The sequence below is a fragment of the Methylophilus sp. DMC16 genome (genome assembly GCF_056314045.1).
The window spans coordinates 1040217-1061744 of record NZ_JBQUZC010000001.1 but is presented as its reverse complement, the minus strand read 5'-3'; the positions used below and the strand labels follow the sequence as shown (position 1 = coordinate 1061744).

Sequence of the window (21528 nt, the reverse complement as noted above, 5' to 3'; positions counted from 1 at the left end):
TGTTATCTATTACTCGCCAGCATCGCCTTAATATTCGCCATTTTACTCTTGCCATAATCCTTACTTAAGACCTGATCTGGCCCATTAAACGGGTTGCCAAAGTGTTTAACATCATCTTTAGGCAATTCGGCAATAAAGCGGCTAGGCTCGCAGGCTTGCATTTCTCCGGCGCGTTTACGTTTTTTGCACCAGGTGATGTTGAGTGACTTTTGGGCACGGGTGATGCCTACATACATGAGTCGGCGTTCTTCTTCGATCTGGTCGGCGTCGATGGAGTTGGTATGGGGCAGGATGCCTTCTTCGCAGCCGATTAAAAAGACGTGGCCGTATTCCAGTCCTTTTGAGGCGTGCAGGGTAGAGAGTTTGACGGCATCCGGCTCGCCATCTTCGCGGCCTTCTAGCATGGTGATGAGCGAAACCAGTTGTGTCAGTTCGATGAGGTTTTTACCGTCGGATTCATGGCCGAACTCGGTAGAGGCTTCGCCTTTTTTGCTGAGCCAGGCGACGAATTCTTGTACATTGCCCCAGCGCGTCTCGGCAGATCTGGCTTCTTCACCGTCGTACAGATAGCTTTCATACTGGATGGCGGTGAGTAAGTCGCTGAGCACTTCGTTAGCAGGGTCTTTGACAGCACGGCCTTGCAGTGTTTGGATAAAACGGCAGAAGGTCAGCAGGTCATCCAATTGTTTGTTGCCGACCTCATGCTGAAAGCCACCTTCAAAGGCGGCGGCAAACAATGACATTTTGTGCGCGCTGGCATATTCGCCCAGCCTTTCCAACGTGGTGTTGCCTATGCCTTTTTTCGGCGTGGTGGCGGCGCGGATAAACGCAGGATCATCATCTTCGTTCATGATCAGGCGCAGGTAGCTGATGATGTCTTTGATCTCGGCCTTGTCAAAAAAGGATTGGCCCCCCGAAATTGTGTAGGGGATTTTGTGGTTACGCAGAAACTGCTCGATGATGCGTGCCTGATGGTTGCTGCGGTAGAGAATGGCGTAGTCTTTGTAAGTCGTCCGATGCTCGAATTTGTGTGCTTGCAGCTTCATCACCACGGTTTCTGCTTCGTGCTCTTCACTTTGCGTCGCCGTAACGTGGATCAGGTCGCCGGTGCCGAGTTCGCTCCACAGTTTTTTCTCAAACAGTTTGGGGTTGTTGGCAATGACGTGGTTGGCCGCGCGCAAAATCCGCACGGTAGAGCGGTAGTTTTGTTCGAGCTTGATCACCTTGAGTTTGGAAAAGTCTGTGGTCAACTGACGCAAGTTTTCCACGTCGGCACCACGCCAGCCATAAATTGCCTGGTCATCGTCGCCTACGGCGGTGAATTGTGCTCTCAGGCCGGTTAGCTGTTTAATCAGTTTGTACTGGCAAGCATTGGTATCCTGATATTCATCCACGAGCAGGTAGTGCAACTTGCGTTGCCATTTTTCCAGCATTTCACTGTGCTGATCAAACAGCTCCACCGGCACCTTGATCAGGTCATCAAAGTCTACCGCCTGATATGCGCGCAGGGTTTGCTGATAAAGCTGATACACCCGGGCTGCGGCATGGGTGAGCTCTTCATCGGCTTGTGATTTGGCCTGATCCGGACTGATAAAGTCATTCTTCCAACTGGAGATTTGCCATTGTGTTTTGCGCAACAGTTGCTTGTCGGTGGTGGCTAAAATATCACTGAGGATTTTAAAGCTGTCCGAGGCGTCCAGAATGGAGAATTGGGGTTTATAGCCGAGCAGCGCCGCTTCCTGGCGCAAAATCTGCAAGCCTAGGGAGTGAAAGGTGGTGACGGTGAGTCCCTTGCCACTTTTGCCTTCCAGTAAAGGGGTCACGCGCTCCTGCATCTCACGTGCGGCCTTGTTGGTAAAGGTGATCGCCGCGATTTGATGACCCTGGTAACCCGCCTGGTTGATCAGGTAGGCAATTTTCTGGGTAATGACGCGGGTTTTACCACTGCCAGCGCCTGCCAATACCAGCAATGGGCCGTCAAGATAGTGAATCGCTTCACGCTGGGGAGGATTTAACAGATGCTGCATGAGCGGATTGATAAAACGTGTTTCAGTACAAAGTGGAGAATAATGGGAAAGCAGACAATTATTAGCCTAGATGGACTATTCAACCCTTTCATTTATATGGGTATAGTCCTGTAACCATAGTATGATGTTTCTTCAGGTTAACTAACTTTGTCCGTCCCTGTGTTTGATCTCAATAGCGCCATTCTATCATCAATTGGACTCACCCTAACGCTGGTTCTGGTCTTGATGATTTCTGGGGCCTATCAGCAGCGCCGCCTGATCATGGGTTGGGTGCGGGGCTTGCTCATTTTTGCCTGTGGACTGGCCGTGTATTTCTTTTCTCAAACTAGCCTCATCATCGGACCACAAAGTATCTATATTGCGGCGGCGGTGACTCTGGTGGCACAAGGCTTGAGTCAGCTCGTCAATGGGATACGCATGTTCAGGGGGTATCGCGTTTACCGCTATTGGACCTTGCTCGTGATTACAACCTTGCTGGCCTGCAATGCCGTGATGTTGAACATGCATATTTCCAATCGCTGGCTGCTACTGAGTAATTTAGCCGTTTTGCTCTGGATATTTGCCTACGGCAGCCGCAGTTTAGTGGGGCATGGAAAAGATTTTGTCGCCAATATCTTTTGGCTGTGTTGTAGTCTGTTTGCCATGGTTGGCTTGATCCTGGCCATTGTCGCAGTCAAGGTTGGCCTGGCGGATCAGGCGAGTCTCGATGGTTTTGGCGACTGGAGTATCCATGCTTATCTGGTGTCCTTTTTCATGCTGGTCATCACGGCGGTGGTGAGCTTGCTGTTGTTGGTTATGCATGTCAAGGCACAAGCCGGTTTGCAGGCGATTGCGACGCTGGATGGCCTGACTGGGGTGCTGAATCGGCGTGGCCTGCAAGAAGCCGCCAGTCGCATGCAGGCGGTTTCGCAACGCATTCAGCTCCCCATGGGCATGCTGATTGTCGACCTGGATTATTTTAAAAAGGTGAATGATGTGTATGGTCACCTGGTGGGCGATGTGGTGCTTAAGTCTTGCGCCGAGACCATACGTGCCGCCTTGCGTGGCGGCGATGTCATCGGGCGCTATGGTGGTGAGGAGTTCTGCATCCTGATGCCCAACACCGGTGAGCAGGAGGCCATGGTGCTGGCAGAGCGCATCCGCCGGATTATTGAGGTGACGCCCGTGAGCATTGCCGGCGTGGAGAGCATGAGTCGTGAGACCCAGGCGATTAAATGTACGGTCAGTGTGGGGGCAGTGAGTTCAGAAACCATGGGCTATGTGATTGATGCCTTGTTTGCAGCGGCAGACCAGAATCTCTACCGTGCCAAGCAAAACGGCCGCAACCGTATTGTGAGCAATATAGAGCAATTGCTTGATAAGTCCCCAGTGAAAGGTAAACCTGCGAAACGGCATGCCAGCGTGATTGCCTAACTTCAGAGCGCTCCTGCCGTTGACGTAGACTTTACGCTTGGTCTGATTCAGAGGCGGGTATTTCTTCCTGAACCGGACTACTTTGTTGCTCAGCCGCTTGTGCCAGCATTTCGGCTCGGCTTTGCGGGGACTCCAGGCTGACGCGGCCAATGGCGCCACTTCGATAGTCTGTGAGCAAGGCCATCGCTGTGCGCTCCATATCCCACTCTCCATCATTGCGTTTGTAGCTTCTGCGTTTGGCAATGGCTTGCAATAAGTCGATGCCATCTATTTCAGCCACATTCAGCTTCATCACGTCCAGCTTGTAGCGTGTATTCATGAGCGCTGGATATTGCTTCAACAACACATTGCCCAAAAACTCAGCCACATCCTCATCAATTACTGCATTGCGGCCAATCGCATGGCTGGCGGCCAGCATATAACCGTCTGAGGCGTGTTCGATTTTGGGCCACATCATGCCCGGCGTATCCGTGATGTTGAGGCTGTCGCTCAGTTCGAAACGTTGCTGGCTTTTGGTCACGGCCGGTTCATCGCCGACCTTGGCTGCACGCCGGTTGAGCAGGGCATTCATCAAGGTGGATTTGCCGACGTTGGGAATCCCCATGATCATCATGCGCAAGGGTTTCAGCGGCGTGCCGCGATGCGGGGCCAGTTGGCGGCATAGACCTGGGATTTTTTTTGCATCACCGGGCTTTTTGCAGGAGAGGGCAACCGCTTTCGTATTGGGCTGGCTGTTAAAGTAATTCAACCAGGCTTGCGTCACATTCGGGTCAGCCAGATCGGCTTTGTTGAGGATTTTGAGGTTAGGGCGCTGGCGGAAATTACGCATTTCCTCAATCATGGGGTTGTGGCTGGCGGCGGGTACGCGGGCGTCCAGTACTTCAATGACGACATCAATGTGTTCCAGTGTTTCTTCTGCTTTTTTGCGGGCAGAAGTCATGTGCCCCGGAAACCATTGTATTGCCATATTTTTGCTCCATGCTTAACTCAAAAAATACGGGTTCAATGTCTTTGCCGTACCCGGTTGTGTGAGGGAGCTCTATGCCGTTATCAGCTGCGCACCTCACCATCAAGCGCGTATTTTAACATTTAAGCGGCCAGCCACTAAATACGATTGTCTTTTTAGCGATTACTTCCAGCTGTAACCCAGCGTAAACAGCGCGCGCGTATCGCCTTTACGCCGTTCATCGACAGGGCGGCTGTCATAGTTATAGTCGACTTGTGTAGAGGCACTCAAGCCGAAAATAAACGGAAAACGCAAGCCGGTGGAGCTGTAAAGCAGGATTTGTGACGGCGAGTTCGGCGTATAAGTGACTTCATGCCGGTGGAATGCTTGCACAAATGAATCAAACAGGTATTGGTTATAGTTGACCGCCCAACGCAAGGCCGCATGATTCTCGTTACTTTCCTCGTAATAATCCTGGGTGATGTATGACAGACCACCTTCCAGTGAAAGATTGCGTTTTTCGCTTTCAAAAAACTGGTAACCCGTCCCCACACTGTAGGTGCTACGCAAGCGAATGTCGCGGAAGCGGTCTTTTTCCTGAATCGTGTTCAAGTAGCCGTACCATTTTTTTGTGAAAAAGTGATCGTACTGACCACGGACTCGCCCATTATTCTGAGTCTGGCGATCTTTATCTGCAGCCCAATAGTAGTAGCCCTGTACGGTATAGCGCGTATCAAAGCCGCGCAAAATCGACTCGCCATTAAACTGCATGTTGCGGTTTTTACTGTTACCGTTGTTAAAGGCACCACCCAGGCTCATGTTCCCGGTCCAGACATAGCCTTCGCCAATCAGATCCAGGGTCGGATTGATGTAGTGAATTTCGCCGAGTTCAGTGTCCACCAGCCGTGTATTCGTTTCCTCATCCAGAATGACCTGCCCCTCAGTACTGTGTATCAAACGTCCGGTAACGATACTGCCATCTGATAGCTGCATCAGGATAGATTTTTCCGCATCAATACTGTGGATGTCATCCCAGTTGATTTTAATCTCGTCTGCATAGCTGGTTTTAAAGGTGAGCTTGTTTGAGATTTTAACCCCTAGCGTCCCGGTGATTTTGTCCCCGTTTTTGAGCCATACCGTATCTGCTTGCGCCAGATGCGTCGTTAGCAGGAGCAGTAACAAGGCCCATTGCAACCATCGCCACGGTTGTGATGGCGCGGTGTAGGATAGATATCGGCGTGCCTGAAGCATGGATTGTTGCGGCATAGGTACTACTCCCTGATTCGATTGAACAACAGCGCTGCGTGGCAGCGGATTGAATGCAGCGGTTGCGCTGCAAAGGCGGGTGTTTTTTATAAAACTGACCACCCTGTCTCTTACATGATTGCAAAACCAGCCTGAGAGTTCCCGCTAAAATGGGACTCAAAGACTGTAGCAGACGCACTTAGGCACATGCCGTTCATCTCATGCGATTAAACTCACGTGCCGTCAAACAATTGTGCTGTTAAACTGGCGTATTAGCATTTTAAAGTAGTCCGCAACATGGTCCAAACATTATTGCCCCCCGAGGTCAGGCCTGGCCAATCCTTGCCCTTATTGCAGGCCTTACATATCCTCACCCGCGACGGTAAGCTCAATCAGGATAGCCGCCGCAAACTCAAGCAGGTCTATCATCTGGTCAATTTTATCGAACCGCTGATGCAGACGGTGATGGAAAAACAACCTTCGCCCGTCTTGGTTGATCACGGCGCCGGCAAATCTTACCTGGGCTTTATTTTGTATGACTTGTTGCTGAAACAGCATCAGGCAGGCCAGGTGATTGGCATTGAGAGCCGCGGTGAATTGATTGAAAAGTCGCGCCAACTGGCGCAAGCATGCGACTTTAACCGCATGCAGTTTGAGCATTTGACAGTAGCAGAAGCCATGCAGTCCGCGCAACTGCCAGAACAGGTTGATATTGTGACGGCCTTGCATGCCTGCAACACCGCCACCGATGATGCGATTGCATTTGGCTTGCAAAAGCAGGCACAGTTTATGGTGTTGGTGCCTTGTTGTCAGGCGGAGGTGGCTGAAGCGCTACGGCAACATAAAGCCGAGGCCTTATCAAAAACCTTTTTAAGTGAGTTGTGGCGTCATCCTATCCATACGCGTGAGTTTGGCAGCCAGGTGACCAATGTGCTGCGCTGCCTTGCGCTGGAAGCGCATGGCTATCAGGTGACCGTGACCGAGCTGGTAGGCTGGGAGCATTCTATGAAAAATGAACTGATCATTGCCAAGTATACCGGCCAGCGTAAACGCAGCGCGCGTGAGCGCGGCTTGCAATTGCTAGAGCAGTTACATTTATCTGGCCTTGCGCCAAGGTTTCACTTTTAGCATTTGTTTTTAGGCTACGCTCAGTCAGGCGCAGATAAAAAAACCTCTGACACTGGGAGAGTATCAGAGGTGAATGGAGCTAATGCTTTGCCCCAGGGAAGAGACGTTATGCGCCTAACTAGAAGCGCTTGCCGAAACCCAGGCTGATCACCCATGGATCGATATCCAGGTCATCAATTTTTGTCCAGGCGTTGCCATTGAGCGGGTTTTGCATTTTTACGGTGGTATTCATCCAGATGTATTTCACATCCGCGTTCAGCAGCCAGCCATCCTTAAGGTTAACATCCAGACCAGCCTGCAAGGCAGGACCAAAGCTGTCACGGTCAATTTTGATTTTTTGACCTGCTAATGGGCCTTGACGCAGGTCGAGGCGGCGGTCCAGCATAAAGGTTGCGTTAATCCCGGCGCCGACATAGGGGTCAAAGGTTTGGTCGGGGTTAAAGTGCCATTGTGCGGTTAAGGTTGGTGGTAAAGCATCAATGCTACCCAGTAATTGATTGGTGACGGTAGTGCCTGAGTCTTTGGTGATGCTGACATCGTGCTTGGAGCCCAGCGCCAGAATCAGTTCTGTCGCAATGTTTTTGGTCCAGTAGTAGCTAATGTCCAGCTCAGGAATAGTATTGCTGTCCGCTTTTAATTCTGCACCGCTAGACATCGCGCCTGCCGCAATATTTTTGTTTACATATTTGCCCAGATCGCTACTTTCGTTCGGGCTGATATTGGTGGCGCGCAGGCGGATAACCCAGTCGCCTTGTTCTGCCTGAACATTGAGGGCTGGCAATAAAGCAGCCAACATTAAACTGATTGCGGTTTTTTTCATTGTGATCACTCCATTAGTGCATTGAACTTGAATGCATTGTAGGTCGGCAAGTCAGGCCGTATATTGATGCAGGTCAACTGGATTGAATTTGCCTAAAACGCCGTGCAAACAGCAAAGCGCACGCATGGAGTGATAAAAAACCAGTCCTCAGACTGGTTTTTGGGTGGCTGGATCGTTGGATCAGTAGTCGTTGCGTTGCTTCCATGCTTCATCCAGTGCTTTGGACTTTTGTTCAAAGATGGCTTTTTTGGCATCGAGGTCTTTTTCAATCTGGGCTTTTTCCGCCTGATATTGTTTAAGCGTTTCTTGTGCTTGCGTCAGCACGGCTTGCTGGCGTTGAATTTTTTGCTCGATATCGCTGAGTTTGCTCATGGCGTCGCCTACGGCATCGCGGGCACTGGCGGCTTCAGATTGTTCGACGCTGATATTGCGCGCAAAAACTGGTTCGCTGAAGGTCAAGATCAAAAGAGCGGTGAGGGTCAGTATACGCATGAGGGACTCCATTAAAAAAGCGGTATAACAACAAGCCATGAATTAAAAAGCAGATCATAGGCGTTTAAATCATGTGCATCAATCTTTTAGTAAGGCATGTAAGCGATTAGTTTCTTTAGTTCATCCGTTTAGCCATTCGATGGCTCGCTCAATCATCGCCGTTGGCGAGCGCACTGCTGGTTTAACGCTTTACATATACACCTTATTCCGCAACAATGTTGCATATCATTGAGGAGGAAAAAATGCGTTTCTGCTGGCTTTGCATGCTGTTGTTGTCTTGGGGAAGTTTGCATGCAAGGGAGGCCTTTGATTTGGCGGGCAAGCAGATTGCGTCAGGCACGCTCTCTTCGTGGATGATGGCCGTGTCGTCAACGGCAATTCCGGTGACGGTGATTCATGGGCAAACTTCAGGACCGGTATTGACCCTGACAGCAGGTATCCATGGCGATGAATTTCCTTCGATACTGGCCTTGCAGCAGTTGCGCAAGCAGATACAGCCTGAACACTTGAAAGGGACCCTGATTCTGATTCATCTGGCGAATCTTGAAGGTTTTCATGCACGTCGCATTGCGCTGAGTCCGGTCGATGAGAAAAACCTGAACCGGGTGTTTCCTGGTAGCGCACAGGGCACCCTGACTGAGCAGATCGCCGATTTTTTAACGGCGCAAGTCATCAGCAAAACGGATTACCTGATTGACATCCATTCTGGCAGTGCCAACCAGCATTTATGGCCACATGTGTATTCCCCGGTGTTGCACGTGCCAGCGCTTGATGCCAGAACACAGCATTTTGCTGATCTTTTAGGATTGCCAGACATTGTGCTCTATGACGGCAGGCCCAATGATCCTGATCATTCCATCTCATATCCGAATACGGCACAGACCAGGGGCAAGCCTGCATTGACGCTGGAAGTCGGCCAGTTTGCTCAGCGCGATGCCGCTTTTGTGGCCATGATCACGCAAGCTTGTGCACAGGCCATGAGTGGCTTGGGCATGATAGATGCGCCTGAAACGATAGATGTCAGCACGCAACACAGGACAAAGGTAGCCTCGCCAATTCATTATTACAGCAAAATGGTTGAGCTACGCAGCCAGCAAACCGGCTTGTTTACGGCCAAATCCAGCATTGGCGATTGGGTGACAGCAGGGCAGGTCGTAGGTGAAGTGACGGATTATTTTGGCGAGAAGATTGAAACTTTGCGTGCGCCTGTGGCCGGGCGCATCCTGATTCAAAATGCCACGCCACCGATACGCGCGGGCGAAGTCACAATATCTATCGGTGTGGTGAAGGCCCCTTAGCTGTTGCCATCAGGATGCGCACCTTGCGCGCACGGCTCGTTTGCGTCAAAGACTGGCATGGATTCAATCTCTTTGCGATGTAGTGCCCGCTCCTCAAACAAAAAAGGGTAGATGGCTTCACGCAGGCGGGTGTGAAACTTCTCTATCTGCTGTCTGTGTACTAGCAAATGGCTAATATCGCTGCATGCGACCGCTTCCAGTTGTGTTTGCGCCCAGACCGTGGGTAACCACCGCCCGATTTTTGTTGCGGCATCCGCCCTCATTTGTAAGGTTCGTGTCCGGGCAGCCACTTGTGCTTGCAAGTGGACGTCGCCCATATGCTGAAAGGCAAAGTACCATTTCCAGTGAAAGCGGCCTGTGACGGGCGGCGTGTCTTTCCATTGCGGATACAAGGCATAGAAGGGTTTCAGCGTATCCTCTTTTGGCAAATCCCAGGCGCCATGTACCAATTGCCGATGCTGCATGGCAAGCTGGCTACCGTCTTGCAAGGGATAACGGGCGTGCAGCCATAGCTGGCAAAGATTCGGTAAGACCACGCATAACATGACCCAAATGCTGCTCAGCAACATGGCATTGAAGTTGGCGTTGAGCGCTCGTTTGCGCAGGCTGACTGCACTACACAATACAGACCATAAAAACGTGTATAAGGCTGTAATTGTCAAAATCTGTAACAGGGGTGACAAGGAAAGCGAGTGCATCCCGGCAAACAGTAATAACGGGAGTACGAAGACAAGCGTGACAAGCACCCAGCGGGATAACACCCGTTTAAACCAGAAATGACCAGGTTCTTTTACCAGGCTATGCAAAAACAGTAAACGTTGCGCCTGTTGCTCGTTGGCTTTCAGGTCATGCATCAGGGCGATACAGAGCAAAGGTGCAAAAAATACCAGCAAAAAAGCATAGTCAAAGGTACCCAGCATCACATATTCAGGGTGATGCGACTCACCATCGTAAAGCTGGCTTTGCAAGCCGAGTAAACGTATCCGTTGCACGTACGGCACCACCAGCCGGTTGCCCAGGGCAATAAAGCTCCATTCGCCAGGGCGGTAATAGACGTTGTGGAACAGGTAATAGCCCACTTCTCCTGCCTCAAGTGTCCCGTCATGACTGTTGTGCTGGATAAAGTCCTGCTTGCGCATGGTCTCTTCCTGTTGCGCATGATAAATCTGGGACTGGATATGACGGATATTTTGCCAGCCGTTTAACAAGCTAAAACTAACCAGTACCAGGCTGAGCAAAAGCAATAGGGTCAGGCTGCGTTGCTTGAGCAGCAGAGTGAATTCATGTTTCATAGTCGGTGCGAAACCCTAACAAGCAAGGAGCCAGGCAATAACAGCCAGCCAATCAACACCAGAAAGGCAGCTGTCAGACTGGCGTGGCTGACTGCCATCGGTGGCAGATTCACTGGGGGACGGGGCGCGTTCTTCCAAAAGTCGGCAGAAACACGCGTGTTCTTATCGTCATGCTGGTCCACTTTGTAAGTGTGGATCTGGTTCAGATATTGGATTAATTGATACCGCCGGGCTTCAGACTGCCGGATAAACGCCTGGTGGTGCGGCAGGTCATTGCCGCTAGCCGCCATCTGTATATATTGCAGCGCCAATGCCGGTGTGAGCCATAACCAGTGCCGGATACTTTCATTCTGTTTTGCCAGCTGTGCGTCATGCAATGCCTGTTGTTCGCGGTAGACGGCCGTGGTCAGGCGCTCGCCTTCCTGCATCAGCAGTCCCTGGTAGTTTACTGGCAGGTCTTCGATCCGGCTTACCTGGTATTTGTTGAGTATGCTCTGTTTAAAGGCCTGAAAATGCGGATCGTCAGGGTTATGGCTGTCACCTATGCTTTGCAGCTTGCTTTCTGCATGGTATTCAGCCTCTGCGCGAGGCTGTGTTGGATAGGCGATCTGGGCCAGATTCGCCAGCCCGCGCGGAAAAATGATGCAGACACAGACCCAGCACAGCAATAAGGTCAGCAAGGCACTATGCAGTTGCCGGCTGTACCAGGACACGGTGACGACCAGCAGGCACCAGCCGGCAATGTAAAGCGCTTGCGCCAGCAACATGATAGCTAGCCTGGCCAATAACTGATCACTGTGCCAGCTCCATGCCAGCGTCAACAGTGCTTGCAGGCACAAAAGAAGCAGCAACGGTAAAAACAGTGCCAGCCACTTTCCGGCGGCAATCGCCCAGCCTGGGGTGCCATTGCCGCGCATGAAAGCCAGGATGCCGGTGATTTTATCGGCAGTGACGGTGGCATAGGCAATCATGATCAAAAACAGTGGCATCCACCATTGCACGATCATGGCTGGTGTAATTAATGAAAAGCGGCCCAGCGTAGTGGCTTCAGTCGCCGGGTTGAAGTTGGCGCTGTTCAGGCGATGTGCTTCCAGATACACCAGATGGCCAGACTGGTCGAGGATGCCGGGCTCGATCACACTGAGCGGATGAACCGGCTTGGCGACGAAATCGCCAAAATGCGAGACCCTGTGCGGATGACGGTCGGGTTGCGATTGCCAGTCATGCTGGCTGCGCGCTGTCACCTTAGCCACAGTCTGTGCATGATCTTGCCAATGGTGATGGGCGGCAATGGCGGCAATGCCCCATAATGTCACCAGTACCATCAATAACAATGCCGGAACCCGCGCATGCCATAACCTGCGCCATTCATTGCAGGCGATTTTCCAGATCAATGCGCTCATGCCTGCCCCTGATACAGTTTTTTCAGGCTATCCAGTGTCAGTGCTGACTGGTCCAGCATTACCGGTTGCAACTGCCCATTGGTCAGCATCAGCAAGCGGTCAGAAAAAACAATGGCGGACAACACATCGTGCGTGACCACCAGCACGCCCATGCCACTTTCTTTGCATTGCACAATCAGCTGGTTTAAGTCTTCGGTAGCCTGTGGATCCAGCCCTGAATTAGGCTCATCTAGTAACAGCAATGTTGCCTGTTTGGCCAGCGCAAATGCCAGCATTACCTTTTGTTTCATACCTTTGGAATATTCACCGCAAGACCGATGCCAGGCTGTTTCCGGTAAGCCAGCCATGGTCAGGCAGCTGGCAATATCCTTTTCATGATCTATATCGGCCAGGCTTAAGAAATAACGGATATTCTCTATCGCAGAGAGATGTCCGTATACGGCAGGGTGCTCCGGCACATAGGCAAGGTGCGATAGCGCCCGCTGGCGGTCCTGCGCGATATCAATACTGGCAATCAGGATATTGCCTGTTTGTTCGGCCGTGTCATGTAAGCCTAAAATACTTTTCAGCAGCGTTGATTTACCGGCGCCATTGCTGCCAAGCACAGAGACGACTTCACCTGCCTGTAAGTTGAGCTCAAGCTGATTTAGAATTTTCCGCTTGGAAAACCCCAGGCTTAGCTGTTGAATCGATAGCAATGCAGTCATAAAAAATCCACCGTTGCTGTGAGCATAAAGTTACGGCCAGTACCTGGGGCGAAGTTAAGCTGGTTGGTCGCACCTGTGGATGAAAAGTCATACACATACTCATAGTAGCGATCAAAAATATTATTGGCTAACAAGCTGACGCGTCCCCAGCTGGTTTTATAGTCAATATTGGCATTGGTCAGCGTATAGCCGCCGTATTTTCCGCCCTGGTTACTCTCATTGACGTAGTAGTCGCCTTGGCTATCCACGTGAACACGTGCAATCCAGTTTGCATTGGGCGTATATTGCAGACCCAGCGAGGCGGTGTAAGAGGGGATACTGCGGACCGAGTTATCCTTGAATTGCGGATGTAATGCATCCGGTTTCACGATAATGGCCTCTACCCGTGACACATTGCCCCAAAAGTGCCATTGCTCGTCTAACGCATAGTCAAAACTGGCATCTATCCCTTGCCTGCGGGTGGTACCGATGAGTTGGTTAATGTTGTCAATATTAATAAATTCGTTTTCAGCTTTTTGTTGCCAATAAGAAAGACGCGTATTCAAATCAGGATGCCACTGGCTCTTGATTCCTAATTCCCAGCCATCGTTGATCGCAACCTTTACGTTGGTCGGGCCATTGGTACTATAGAGATTAAGGTTAACGCCAGTGGGTGTTTGAAAGCTGCGTCCGGCATTTACAAATAAAGTTTGCTGCGCATTCAGGTTGGCAAATAAGTTGAATTTGGGTTGTACGATGGTCTGGTTATCCAGCATGCGTGTCCTGAGCGTATTCCCATTAATCACAAACTGGTTTCTAGGGTCGCTGTTCAAATAATCCACCCGATAGGCCAGGTTCCAGCGTAACCAGTCCAGCGGCGTGTTTTCAAATTTGGCGTAAATGCCTTGTGCTGTGAAGTTGTATTGGGCATTGCGCCGGATAGTGGTCAAGCGTTGACGGAATTCATCAACATGCTGGCGTTCAATATCGTAGCCGGTTTCAAAAGCCCAGCTGGGATTGATTTTCCAGTTTAACTTGCTCACAAAGCCAATCGAGGTCTCGTCTTCCAAGCGATGTTCCAGGCCTGGTGATCCAAAAAAACGTACATTGCGTTCACGACCAAAGTTCTGCCAATAAGCTTTCAGGCTTAAATCAAGGTCGTTATTAAAAAAGTAATCGTAATGCAGGCTTAAATGCTTGAATTCTTTTTCACCGCTATCGTTGAGTGCATTGGGAGCCACGCCTCTGCGGTCATCACGCGCTTGTTCTTTAGACATAAAACCCGGTGCTTCAGGCGAATTGTATTTGCCATACTTGGCGCTCAATGCCAGGCTGGACTGCTCGAAATCCAGCTGCCAACGGCCAGATAAGGCAATTTTTTCATTTTCGGTATGGGCGCGGAAGCCATTGCCTTTGCGATAACCAATCGCATAGTTTTGGGTGAAATCGCCTTGTTTTTCACCATAGTAGCCTTGCATTTCGCGGGTTTGAAAGCTGCCATAACCAAATTGCAATTGCTTGCCGATATCTTTACGGGTTTCTACCTTGTAGTTGCCTGCGGTGGCAAACAGGCCGGTCGAAGCGTCGCTGGTGCCTTTAAATACTTGGGCACTCTGAATGTTGGTGGGGAACAGGTAATCCAGCTCACTGAGACCTGAGAACAAGTTAGACGGAATGCCGTCTACCAGCACTTTGGCATTGGGCGTTTCGCCATCGCCACTAAAACCGCGGATAGACACTTCGGTATTGACAATGCCCTGACTAAAGCGAGACAGCACCACGCCTGGTGTTTTGCTAAACAATTCCAGGGTATCGGTGACGTGTTCGTACTCGAGTTCTTGACGCGTAATGACATCTACCGAGCCTGCCAGGCCTTTATCAGTGGCTGAGACTTGCTCTTTTTTGCCAAGCACCACGACGCTATCCAGCTCGACACTGGTGACCGGTGCTTCATTTTTCTTGGCTTTACTGCTTTGTTTGGAGGGGTCCAGTTCTACCGAGTCTTCAGCATAAACCGTTACCGCCGGGAACAGCATGACTGCCAGCAGGCTGGCAATCGTTTTTGGGTACATCATGATTTATCTTCCCTGTAAGTCTGCGTATTCATCAATCTGGTTCAGTGTGTTCTCTTTGTGCCTCATCTCACACGGTGGCTGAGGCAATATGTTTTATTTTTATTGGGCTAAAGCTGTTAAATAAGAATGATTGTAAAGTGATCTATGCGACTTCTCCTTAAAAAAACAATGTCTGGTGTAGAAAAAACACACAGCAGCCTCGTTGTGTGCGCTTGTTGTGATGGACTGTCACTTTTTTGATCCTTCAATCGGGGAATGGACCGCCGATCAAACGATGATCAGAGATCCTTGGTCCATCACATGATTAGCGTTGCAGCAGATTAAAAGTATTTATTCAGACCAATAAACACCCCTCTGCGTGGCCCAAATTGTGGCGCATCAATGCCAATGCCCGAGCCATCCCGTAATTCATACTTTTTATCAAACAGGTTGATGATGGCCAGCCTGGTTTCCAGCTTGCCGAGGGTGCCTGCGTTGATCATGGTGCTGGCCCCCAGATTGACCTGCGTGTAGGCGGGCATGTGTTCGGTATTGGCGAAGCCACGGCGCAGGCCGCTGCCAAAGAACGCATCGGCGCTGAGTTGATAGCCTTGCCATAAGTAACCGACGCCGGCGGACGCGGTGTAGCGCTGGTCATGGTCGGTATGCACCCAATGATTGGCGGTATAGTCCAGCTCATCTTGCTCAAAGTTATATTGTGCAGAGACGACTTTCTTGGCCAGGCTCATGGAGCGTGAGAGGTTGGCATAGGCTGAAAAGGCTTCGTCTTTATAGCTCGCGGTCAATTCAAAGCCATAAATTCTGCCTTTGTCATAGTTAAAAGGCGTGTAGACCAAGGCTTCACCAAAGCGACCCTCATCAATCAGGTCCTGGACAATTTTGTAGTAGCTGTCAAAGCTCACGGTGAGTTTGGGCGTTAACTGGTGACTGACGCCGACGTCAAAATAATGTGAGCGCTCGGGTTTGACTGCGCCATTGAGGTCACTGGACGCAGCATTGGTGGTATTGCTGAATAAGGCCAGTGTTTTAGTGCCGACCAACTCCGTCGGAGGCGGTGTAAAGTATCTTGAGTAGGCAGCATGGAAGGTGGTTTCAGGCGTGGCATTCCATACCAGGCCCAGGCGTGGGCTGAGTTGGCCGCCGCTGACATAGGCATTCATTTTGTCGGCTCGCACGCCATAGTTCATCACCAGGCTGTTGTTGATTTTCCATTCGTCCTGCAAGTAAAGCGCCAGCAAGGTGTTACCGTTTTTGTGATTGTTATCAACAATGGTGGCCTGGGTGTTGGTCGTCGTGCCGCCCGAGGTCAGGAACACATTGGCGGTATTGTCGCTGGTGATATCTTCGGTGCTGGTAAACATCCCCATGCGGATGGTGTGGCTATCGCCCCAGTGATAGCTGCCATCGGCTTGCAAGCCATTACTCATGCTGTCTCTAAACACGCGCGAGGCCACGCCATTAAAGGCCAAGCCCCCCGTGATATCCGGCGTATAAGTGGTGCTGGTATAGCGTGTGAACAGCGAAACCTGGTAATCGAAATCAGGGCCAATGGAGCTCTGCACGGCCAGTATGCCGTACTGGTTACGTTCGTTCTGGTGATCTCTCAGGCTGGAGGAATTATAGCCAGACAAACCTAAGGCCGAGAGATAGTCGCTGTTGGCCGCCTGCGCCGGGTTATTAGGGATTTGAAAATTGCCATAGTAAGAGCCCAGCATCGCCACAATTTGCGTTTCCGGATTCAGCAAGTACGACATGTAGGCGAAGCCTTTGGTTTGCTGGGTATTATCATGAATCGGGTTGTAGCTATCGGTGGTATTTTCGATGCCGCGATTATTGGAGAGATAAGAACCCGTGACATAGTAACTGAAGTCACCCGTGGAATTGTGCATTTGAATACTGGGGTTGACGGTGTCGCTGGTGCCACCATAAAAGCCAACATTGCCGCCCGGTTTGAAGTTTTTCTTGGTCTCAATCTCAATCACCCCGGCCGTTCTGTAGCCATACTGCGCAGGCAAAGCGCCGGTGAGCAGATTGATTTTATCGGCAAAGCGCGTATCCAGAATCTGACCAAAACCATTGATGCCCTCCGGCAGGATGACGCCGTTAATCCGGTATTGGATATTGCCGTGATCGCCACGGATATGCAGTTGCCCATAAGAGTCATTAGCGACGCCAGGGGCGCGTAACAAAATCTGGTTAAAGCTGTTGTTTTCACCGCCTGGAATATTGCTGATATCTTTCTGGTCAAAGCGATATATGCTGCCGCCCGTGGCGGGTGACAGGCTATTACGGATTTTGCTGAACCGTTCTGCAGTCACTTGCACGCTATCGAGCTCGAGTGCGCTTTCATCCACCGGTTCTGCCAGTACTGAGATTGCAGGGTAGCTGGCAAACAGGCCGCCCACCGCTACAGAAATGATGCGTTTGATCTTCATAAAGTTGTCCTCTTGGCCTCACGCTGAGGCCTTTTTCGTCTGGTTGTGTTGGGGTTATCAGGGCTCAAACGAAAAGAGGTGGTGCGCGCGCAGCGTAGCGGCGATAGGACGGTTTGGTATGTAAAACGGTATGGCTGGTTTGGGCTGATGTGACGAGGTCTGGTGCATGTAGCAGTAGCGGACGTCCTGGCAGCAGCGTGTCAGGGAGATTGTCCAGGCACAGGCATTCTTCACACAGATTGTCCTGGCTGGTTTTGTCATGCTTGAGGGTGTGATTAATCTCTTCAGACAGGTGAGAGATGGCGTGCGCAATCGCATGCTGCTGCGCAAATACAAAAAACAGCAAGACTGCCAGCAGGGCGCCTAGCAGCCATTGATTGAGTCGGGTCCGTATGTAGTGATTTAGCATGCAGTCTGGCGATTAAAAAACCTGCGATGAGCGCGTCCGCTATCTAGCCATGTTCTGATGACACACTCATGAATCGGGCAAGTTATTTTCATCACAGCGCGTTAACCCCTGATGGCATCCAGCGCGAGTACGACGCGTGTCTGCCCCTCTGGCACCACAGGCGAACGATGAATGGCGCCGCCTACGGTGTTCCCTTGCCACTGACTACCTTTGAGCAATACGATATCAAAGGCGTCTGCCTGTCTGATGCCACGCGCATCGAGTACCACGCCTGCACGCTGTTGGTTGTTGAGTCCTGGCGGGTTTAAGTGACTGCGGTGCTTTAAATAACTGCGGTCGGCAAATGCTTCCTCCAGCCATTCGGTGCCTGGCCCCATGTAGGTACACAGCAGCCGAATTCCGGTATGGTCAACATGAAATTGCGGGCACATGGCTTTTTGCAATACTTCCAGTCGCAGGCCCACGGTCTGGCAATCCAGCAGCTCGGCAAACACCGTTACCAATTGTGCCAGCTCTTGAATAAACACTTCGCGGCCCGGCTGTGCAGGCAACGGCAAAGTACACAACTGTGGCGCAAGTGCGGGCTGCAATGAAATCACGTTGCGCAGTCCAGGCGCCAAGCTGCGCGCTGCCAGCTGCAGGTAGTCGCTGATTGCAGTTTGCGCCTCCCGGCGTACAAGACAGACTTGCTGCTCGGGCTCAAAGATCGGCAGCATTTGCAGTGGGTTAAAGGTCAAGGACTCGCTTGCTGGTGTCAGCGTAGGCGCAAGTGGAGCAGTTTGAGGGGGGCTGGCAACCGACAACATGCTAGACACTTTCCAATATCTGCATATCGTCGTTGGTTTCAACGGTTTCTTCTACCGCCCAGCGGGGGAATGGGTCCTCAAACTTGCGCCAGGCGTCCATGCCCAATGCCAGCTCGCTTTCTGTCAGCAGGCAGGCATCAAATTTTGCCGTTAGCGCCGCTTTATCCATCTCCATGCCAATAATGACCAACTCTTGTTGACGATCACCATAAGGCGCTTGCATGCGTGAACGGATATGTTGCAGGCTGTCTGTATCCTGCGGCCAATAGTTGGCCGGCGTTGCCGCCCACCAGATGCCCGCAAGCTCGGTGCGCGTGACCGCACCCGCTTGCGACCACATGGCACAAAACTCGGGACGCGAGGCGATCCAGTAGCGGCCTTTGGAGCGGATCACGCCTGCCCATTCGCTATTGAGCCATTGCCATAAGCGTTGTGGATGAAACGGCGTGCGTGAACGGTAAACAAAGCTAGAAATACCGTATTCCTCGGTTTCTGGCACATGTTCGCCACGCAGCTCCTGCAGCCAGCCAGGCGCTTCTGCAGCCTGGTCAAAGTCGAACAGGCCAGTATGCATGATGCGGTCTAACGGCACCTTGCCAAAGCTGCTGTGCAGGATCTGTGCACGCGGGTTCAGCGTTTTGAGGATGCCTTCCAGCCGGGCGATTTCCTCCAGCGTCATCAGGTCAGTTTTATTCAACACCAGCACATCGCAAAATTCAATCTGGTCGACCAGCAGGTCAACCACGGTACGTTCATCGTCCTCGCCCAGGGATTCTCCTCTGTCGGTCAGGCTTTCCTGTGAGCTGTAGTCCTTGAGGAAATTGTAGCCATCCACCACCGTGACCATGGTATCGAGTTGTGCCACGTCAGCTAGTGACACACCTTCCTCATCGGCAAACGTGAAGGTTTCGGCAATCGGTAAAGGCTCCGAGATACCGGTGGTTTCAATCAGCAGGTAATCAAAGCGGTTTTCTTTGGCCAGGCGGGTGATCTCGACCAGCAAGTCTTCTCGCAAAGTGCAGCAGATGCAGCCATTGCTCATTTCCACCAGTTTTTCTTCCTGACGTGATAGCTCGGCCCCGCCGTCACGTACCAGCTGGGCATCGATATTGACTTCAGACATGTCGTTGACGATGACGGCAACCCGCTTGCCTTCGCGGTTATTGAGTACATGATTCAACAGCGTGGTTTTCCCCGCGCCCAAAAAGCCGGAGAGTACGGTGACAGGGAGTTTTTTGAGGTGAGACGCGCTTAAACCAGACATAAATTGAGTCCTTGCATGAAAAATTCTTTAGGGAGGTCGGTACCGATGAATACCAGCGTAGACACTTTGCGCTCATCAGGCTGCCATTGCGTGGTATGGTCACCACTCATGAGCATGTGTACGCCTTGAAAAACAATGCGTTGTGGATCGTTGTAGGCATGCACAATGCCTTTGTAACGCAGTAGCTGCGGGCCGTAATCATGGATGATGGTTTCGAGAAAGATTTCCAGTTTTTGCAGGTCAAACTGCCGCTCGCTACTAAACACAAACGAGGTGACGTCGTCGTCATGCGCATGACTCACATCACGCAAAAAGTCTGGTTCGATTTCCAGGATGGCATCCAGTGAAAAACCATCAATATCCAGAATCTGCCTGAGGTCGGTTTGGCCAAAGTGCACGCTGTGAATGGTGGCCCGGGAGTTGATGTTATGCAGCCTTGCCGAGAGCGCGCTCACTGCTTCTGGCGTGACCATATCCGTTTTTGACAGCAGAATACGGTCAGCAAACCCGACCTGCTCTTGCGCTTCATGGTGCGCATCCAGTTGCTGCATGGCATGCACCGCATCCACCACCGTGATAATCGCATCCAGGTGATAGCTGGCATAGACGTCATCTTCGACAAAAAAAGTTTGTGCAACAGGCGCCGGGTCGGCCAGGCCCGTGGTTTCGATAATGACGCGATCAAAGCTAATTTTCTGCGCTGCACGTTTTTGCGCCAGATCACCGAGAATACGCACCAGGTCGCCACGCACGGTGCAGCAAATGCAGCCGTTGTTCATTTCCACGATTTGCTCGTCCCCATGAAGCAGCAGCTCACCATCGATACCGGCCTCGCCAAATTCATTTTCAATCACGGCTATGCGCTGGCCGTGTTGCTCCTGCAGTATGCGGTTGAGCAGGGTGGTTTTACCCGCGCCGAGAAAGCCAGTTAAAATCGTCACCGGGATTTTTGCGTTGCCTGCTGTCATGTGCTGCTCCAAACATCGACAATATGTTGCTGGATAAAGGGTGAAAGCCAAGCCACGCCAAGGCCACAAGCAATCAACAGGCATTGCACTAGTAAATCCTGCGGGCGATATTGCGTTTGCAGCGTTGGCACTAAGTCTGCCAGGGCGATGTAGATAAAACTGGCGGCGGCCAGTAACAAGGCGTACGGAATCAGCGGCGCAATATGCGTAAAACTCAACCAGCCGACCAAGCCGCCCACAATCATGGCCGAGCCCGAGAGCATATTTAGCAGGAGCGCACGGGGTTTACTCAAGCCAGCATTAATCAACACCATAAAGTCTGAAATCTCTTGCGGGATTTCATGCGCGACAATCGCAAACGCCGTCACCCAGCCCAACTTGATATCTGTCAGAAAACTGGCTGCCAGCAAGATGCCATCGACAAAATTATGGATACCGTCGCCCAGCAAAATAATGGCCACCTGGCCGCCAGACTGCTTTTCTACAGGATGAGTAGCAACAGGTGCAGCGTCCGCATGATGGAAATGCCGCCACAATGCCAGCTTCTCCAGAATGAAAAATAGCAACATGCCTGCAACTAGCATCCAGCCCGCGTTGGTCAGGTTGATGCCCTGATTCAAGGCTTCCGGTAATAAATCCGTGAAAGCAAACCCGAGCAATACACCCACGGCAAATGCCACCATGCGCCGCGCATGATTGGCGAACAGGGTATTTGATAACCAGCCGGCGATCAGTACCGAAACCACACCACCTACGGTACAGGCCAGCATTAAACTGGGGAATAACATGCTTGAACTTTAAAATGCAATTTTGTTGCATTT

The 21528-nt window shown here is 51.3% G+C and carries 18 protein-coding genes; 3 read left to right on the top strand and 15 right to left on the bottom strand.

Annotated features, from left to right (window positions below):
* Positions 1-2: 2 nt before the first annotated feature.
* Positions 3-2027: a UvrD-helicase domain-containing protein gene (locus ACT53D_RS05110; protein ID WP_476154833.1), complete on the bottom strand. Its 2025-nt coding sequence runs from the start codon at positions 2025-2027 to the stop codon at positions 3-5.
* 225 nt (positions 2028-2252) lie between these two features.
* Here ACT53D_RS05110 and ACT53D_RS05105 point away from each other — a divergent pair, with 225 nt between their 5' ends.
* Entirely contained in the window at positions 2253-3440 is a 1188-nt protein-coding gene (locus tag ACT53D_RS05105; protein ID WP_228518704.1) for a GGDEF domain-containing protein, read from the top strand.
* A gap of 31 nt (positions 3441-3471) precedes the next feature.
* Here ACT53D_RS05105 and ylqF read toward each other — a convergent pair whose 3' ends face one another.
* Complete coding sequence (ylqF, locus tag ACT53D_RS05100; protein WP_313988877.1) at positions 3472-4407, bottom strand: ribosome biogenesis GTPase YlqF; 936 nt, start codon at positions 4405-4407, stop codon at positions 3472-3474.
* Between the two features lie 162 nt (positions 4408-4569).
* The gene (locus tag ACT53D_RS05095) at positions 4570-5568 is read right to left on the bottom strand and encodes a DUF481 domain-containing protein (RefSeq protein ID WP_275354967.1); all 999 of its coding nucleotides are present in this window, start codon (positions 5566-5568) and stop codon (positions 4570-4572) included.
* A gap of 360 nt (positions 5569-5928) precedes the next feature.
* Between ACT53D_RS05095 and ACT53D_RS05090 the strand changes: the two genes are divergently transcribed.
* A complete protein-coding gene (locus tag ACT53D_RS05090; RefSeq protein WP_476154830.1) occupies positions 5929-6759 on the top strand; it encodes a class I SAM-dependent methyltransferase in 831 nt (276 codons plus the stop codon).
* Positions 6760-6877: 118 nt separating this feature from the next.
* Here the strand turns inward: ACT53D_RS05090 and ACT53D_RS05085 are convergent, their stop codons facing one another.
* Positions 6878-7579, bottom strand: coding sequence for an OmpW/AlkL family protein (locus ACT53D_RS05085; protein ID WP_194746891.1), 702 nt, complete (start codon positions 7577-7579; stop codon positions 6878-6880).
* Between the two features lie 180 nt (positions 7580-7759).
* Positions 7760-8071 carry a hypothetical protein gene (locus tag ACT53D_RS05080; protein ID WP_194746890.1) on the bottom strand — a complete coding sequence of 104 codons (312 nt, stop codon included), beginning with the start codon at positions 8069-8071 and terminating at the stop codon, positions 7760-7762.
* Between the two features lie 242 nt (positions 8072-8313).
* On the opposite strand from ACT53D_RS05080, the gene ACT53D_RS05075 reads away from it, so the two are divergent.
* Complete coding sequence (locus ACT53D_RS05075; protein WP_313988888.1) at positions 8314-9369, top strand: M14 family metallopeptidase; 1056 nt, start codon at positions 8314-8316, stop codon at positions 9367-9369.
* On the opposite strand, the gene ACT53D_RS05070 is transcribed toward ACT53D_RS05075, so the two are convergent.
* From ACT53D_RS05070 to ACT53D_RS05025, 10 genes are all read right to left on the bottom strand, one after another.
* Positions 9366-10661 carry a DUF3526 domain-containing protein gene (locus ACT53D_RS05070; protein ID WP_476154827.1) on the bottom strand — a complete coding sequence of 432 codons (1296 nt, stop codon included), beginning with the start codon at positions 10659-10661 and terminating at the stop codon, positions 9366-9368. The two genes, ACT53D_RS05075 and ACT53D_RS05070, sit on opposite strands and share 4 nt — an antisense overlap.
* On the bottom strand, positions 10658-12064 hold the full coding sequence (locus ACT53D_RS05065; protein ID WP_476154825.1) for a DUF3526 domain-containing protein: 1407 nt from the start codon (positions 12062-12064) through the stop codon (positions 10658-10660). Before ACT53D_RS05065 ends, ACT53D_RS05070 begins: the two co-directional genes overlap by 4 nt.
* Positions 12061-12771 carry an ABC transporter ATP-binding protein gene (locus ACT53D_RS05060; RefSeq protein WP_476154823.1) on the bottom strand — a complete coding sequence of 237 codons (711 nt, stop codon included), beginning with the start codon at positions 12769-12771 and terminating at the stop codon, positions 12061-12063. Before ACT53D_RS05060 ends, ACT53D_RS05065 begins: the two co-directional genes overlap by 4 nt.
* Entirely contained in the window at positions 12768-14825 is a 2058-nt protein-coding gene (locus ACT53D_RS05055) for a TonB-dependent receptor (RefSeq protein ID WP_476154821.1), read from the bottom strand. The genes ACT53D_RS05060 and ACT53D_RS05055 overlap by 4 nt, the downstream gene beginning before the upstream one ends.
* Before the next feature lie 320 nt (positions 14826-15145).
* The gene (locus tag ACT53D_RS05050) at positions 15146-17260 is read right to left on the bottom strand and encodes a TonB-dependent receptor (RefSeq protein WP_476154819.1); all 2115 of its coding nucleotides are present in this window, start codon (positions 17258-17260) and stop codon (positions 15146-15148) included.
* Between the two features lie 64 nt (positions 17261-17324).
* The gene (locus tag ACT53D_RS05045) at positions 17325-17669 is read right to left on the bottom strand and encodes a hypothetical protein (RefSeq protein WP_275354983.1); all 345 of its coding nucleotides are present in this window, start codon (positions 17667-17669) and stop codon (positions 17325-17327) included.
* A gap of 101 nt (positions 17670-17770) precedes the next feature.
* Complete coding sequence (locus ACT53D_RS05040) at positions 17771-18475, bottom strand: DUF1826 domain-containing protein (RefSeq protein WP_476154816.1); 705 nt, start codon at positions 18473-18475, stop codon at positions 17771-17773.
* Between the two features lies 1 nt (position 18476).
* Positions 18477-19739 (bottom strand): zinc metallochaperone GTPase ZigA, encoded by a 1263-nt coding sequence (gene zigA / locus ACT53D_RS05035; protein WP_476154814.1) that lies wholly within the window; start codon positions 19737-19739, stop codon positions 18477-18479.
* On the bottom strand, positions 19727-20707 hold the full coding sequence (locus ACT53D_RS05030; protein WP_476154812.1) for a CobW family GTP-binding protein: 981 nt from the start codon (positions 20705-20707) through the stop codon (positions 19727-19729). Before ACT53D_RS05030 ends, zigA begins: the two co-directional genes overlap by 13 nt.
* Positions 20704-21495, bottom strand: a complete 792-nt coding sequence (locus ACT53D_RS05025) for a ZIP family metal transporter (RefSeq protein ID WP_338657483.1) — start codon at positions 21493-21495, stop codon at positions 20704-20706. Before ACT53D_RS05025 ends, ACT53D_RS05030 begins: the two co-directional genes overlap by 4 nt.
* Positions 21496-21528 lie beyond the last annotated feature (33 nt).

Excerpts from the sequence above, each read along its gene's own strand:
- ACT53D_RS05110 (WP_476154833.1), bottom strand. The coding sequence starts at position 2,027 with ATGCAGCATCTGTTAAATCCTCCCCAGCGTGAAGCGATTCACTATCTT.
- ACT53D_RS05105 (WP_228518704.1), top strand. The coding sequence starts at position 2,253 with ATGATTTCTGGGGCCTATCAGCAGCGCCGCCTGATCATGGGTTGGGTG.
- ylqF (WP_313988877.1), bottom strand. The coding sequence starts at position 4,407 with ATGGCAATACAATGGTTTCCGGGGCACATGACTTCTGCCCGCAAAAAA.
- ACT53D_RS05090 (WP_476154830.1), top strand. The coding sequence starts at position 5,929 with ATGGTCCAAACATTATTGCCCCCCGAGGTCAGGCCTGGCCAATCCTTG.
- ACT53D_RS05085 (WP_194746891.1), bottom strand. The coding sequence starts at position 7,579 with ATGAAAAAAACCGCAATCAGTTTAATGTTGGCTGCTTTATTGCCAGCC.
- ACT53D_RS05080 (WP_194746890.1), bottom strand. The coding sequence starts at position 8,071 with ATGCGTATACTGACCCTCACCGCTCTTTTGATCTTGACCTTCAGCGAA.
- ACT53D_RS05075 (WP_313988888.1), top strand. The coding sequence starts at position 8,314 with ATGCGTTTCTGCTGGCTTTGCATGCTGTTGTTGTCTTGGGGAAGTTTG.
- ACT53D_RS05070 (WP_476154827.1), bottom strand. The coding sequence starts at position 10,661 with ATGAAACATGAATTCACTCTGCTGCTCAAGCAACGCAGCCTGACCCTA.
- ACT53D_RS05065 (WP_476154825.1), bottom strand. The coding sequence starts at position 12,064 with ATGAGCGCATTGATCTGGAAAATCGCCTGCAATGAATGGCGCAGGTTA.
- ACT53D_RS05060 (WP_476154823.1), bottom strand. The coding sequence starts at position 12,771 with ATGACTGCATTGCTATCGATTCAACAGCTAAGCCTGGGGTTTTCCAAG.
- ACT53D_RS05055 (WP_476154821.1), bottom strand. The coding sequence starts at position 14,825 with ATGATGTACCCAAAAACGATTGCCAGCCTGCTGGCAGTCATGCTGTTC.
- ACT53D_RS05050 (WP_476154819.1), bottom strand. The coding sequence starts at position 17,260 with ATGAAGATCAAACGCATCATTTCTGTAGCGGTGGGCGGCCTGTTTGCC.
- ACT53D_RS05045 (WP_275354983.1), bottom strand. The coding sequence starts at position 17,669 with ATGCTAAATCACTACATACGGACCCGACTCAATCAATGGCTGCTAGGC.
- ACT53D_RS05040 (WP_476154816.1), bottom strand. The coding sequence starts at position 18,475 with ATGTTGTCGGTTGCCAGCCCCCCTCAAACTGCTCCACTTGCGCCTACG.
- zigA (WP_476154814.1), bottom strand. The coding sequence starts at position 19,739 with ATGTCTGGTTTAAGCGCGTCTCACCTCAAAAAACTCCCTGTCACCGTA.
- ACT53D_RS05030 (WP_476154812.1), bottom strand. The coding sequence starts at position 20,707 with ATGACAGCAGGCAACGCAAAAATCCCGGTGACGATTTTAACTGGCTTT.
- ACT53D_RS05025 (WP_338657483.1), bottom strand. The coding sequence starts at position 21,495 with ATGTTATTCCCCAGTTTAATGCTGGCCTGTACCGTAGGTGGTGTGGTT.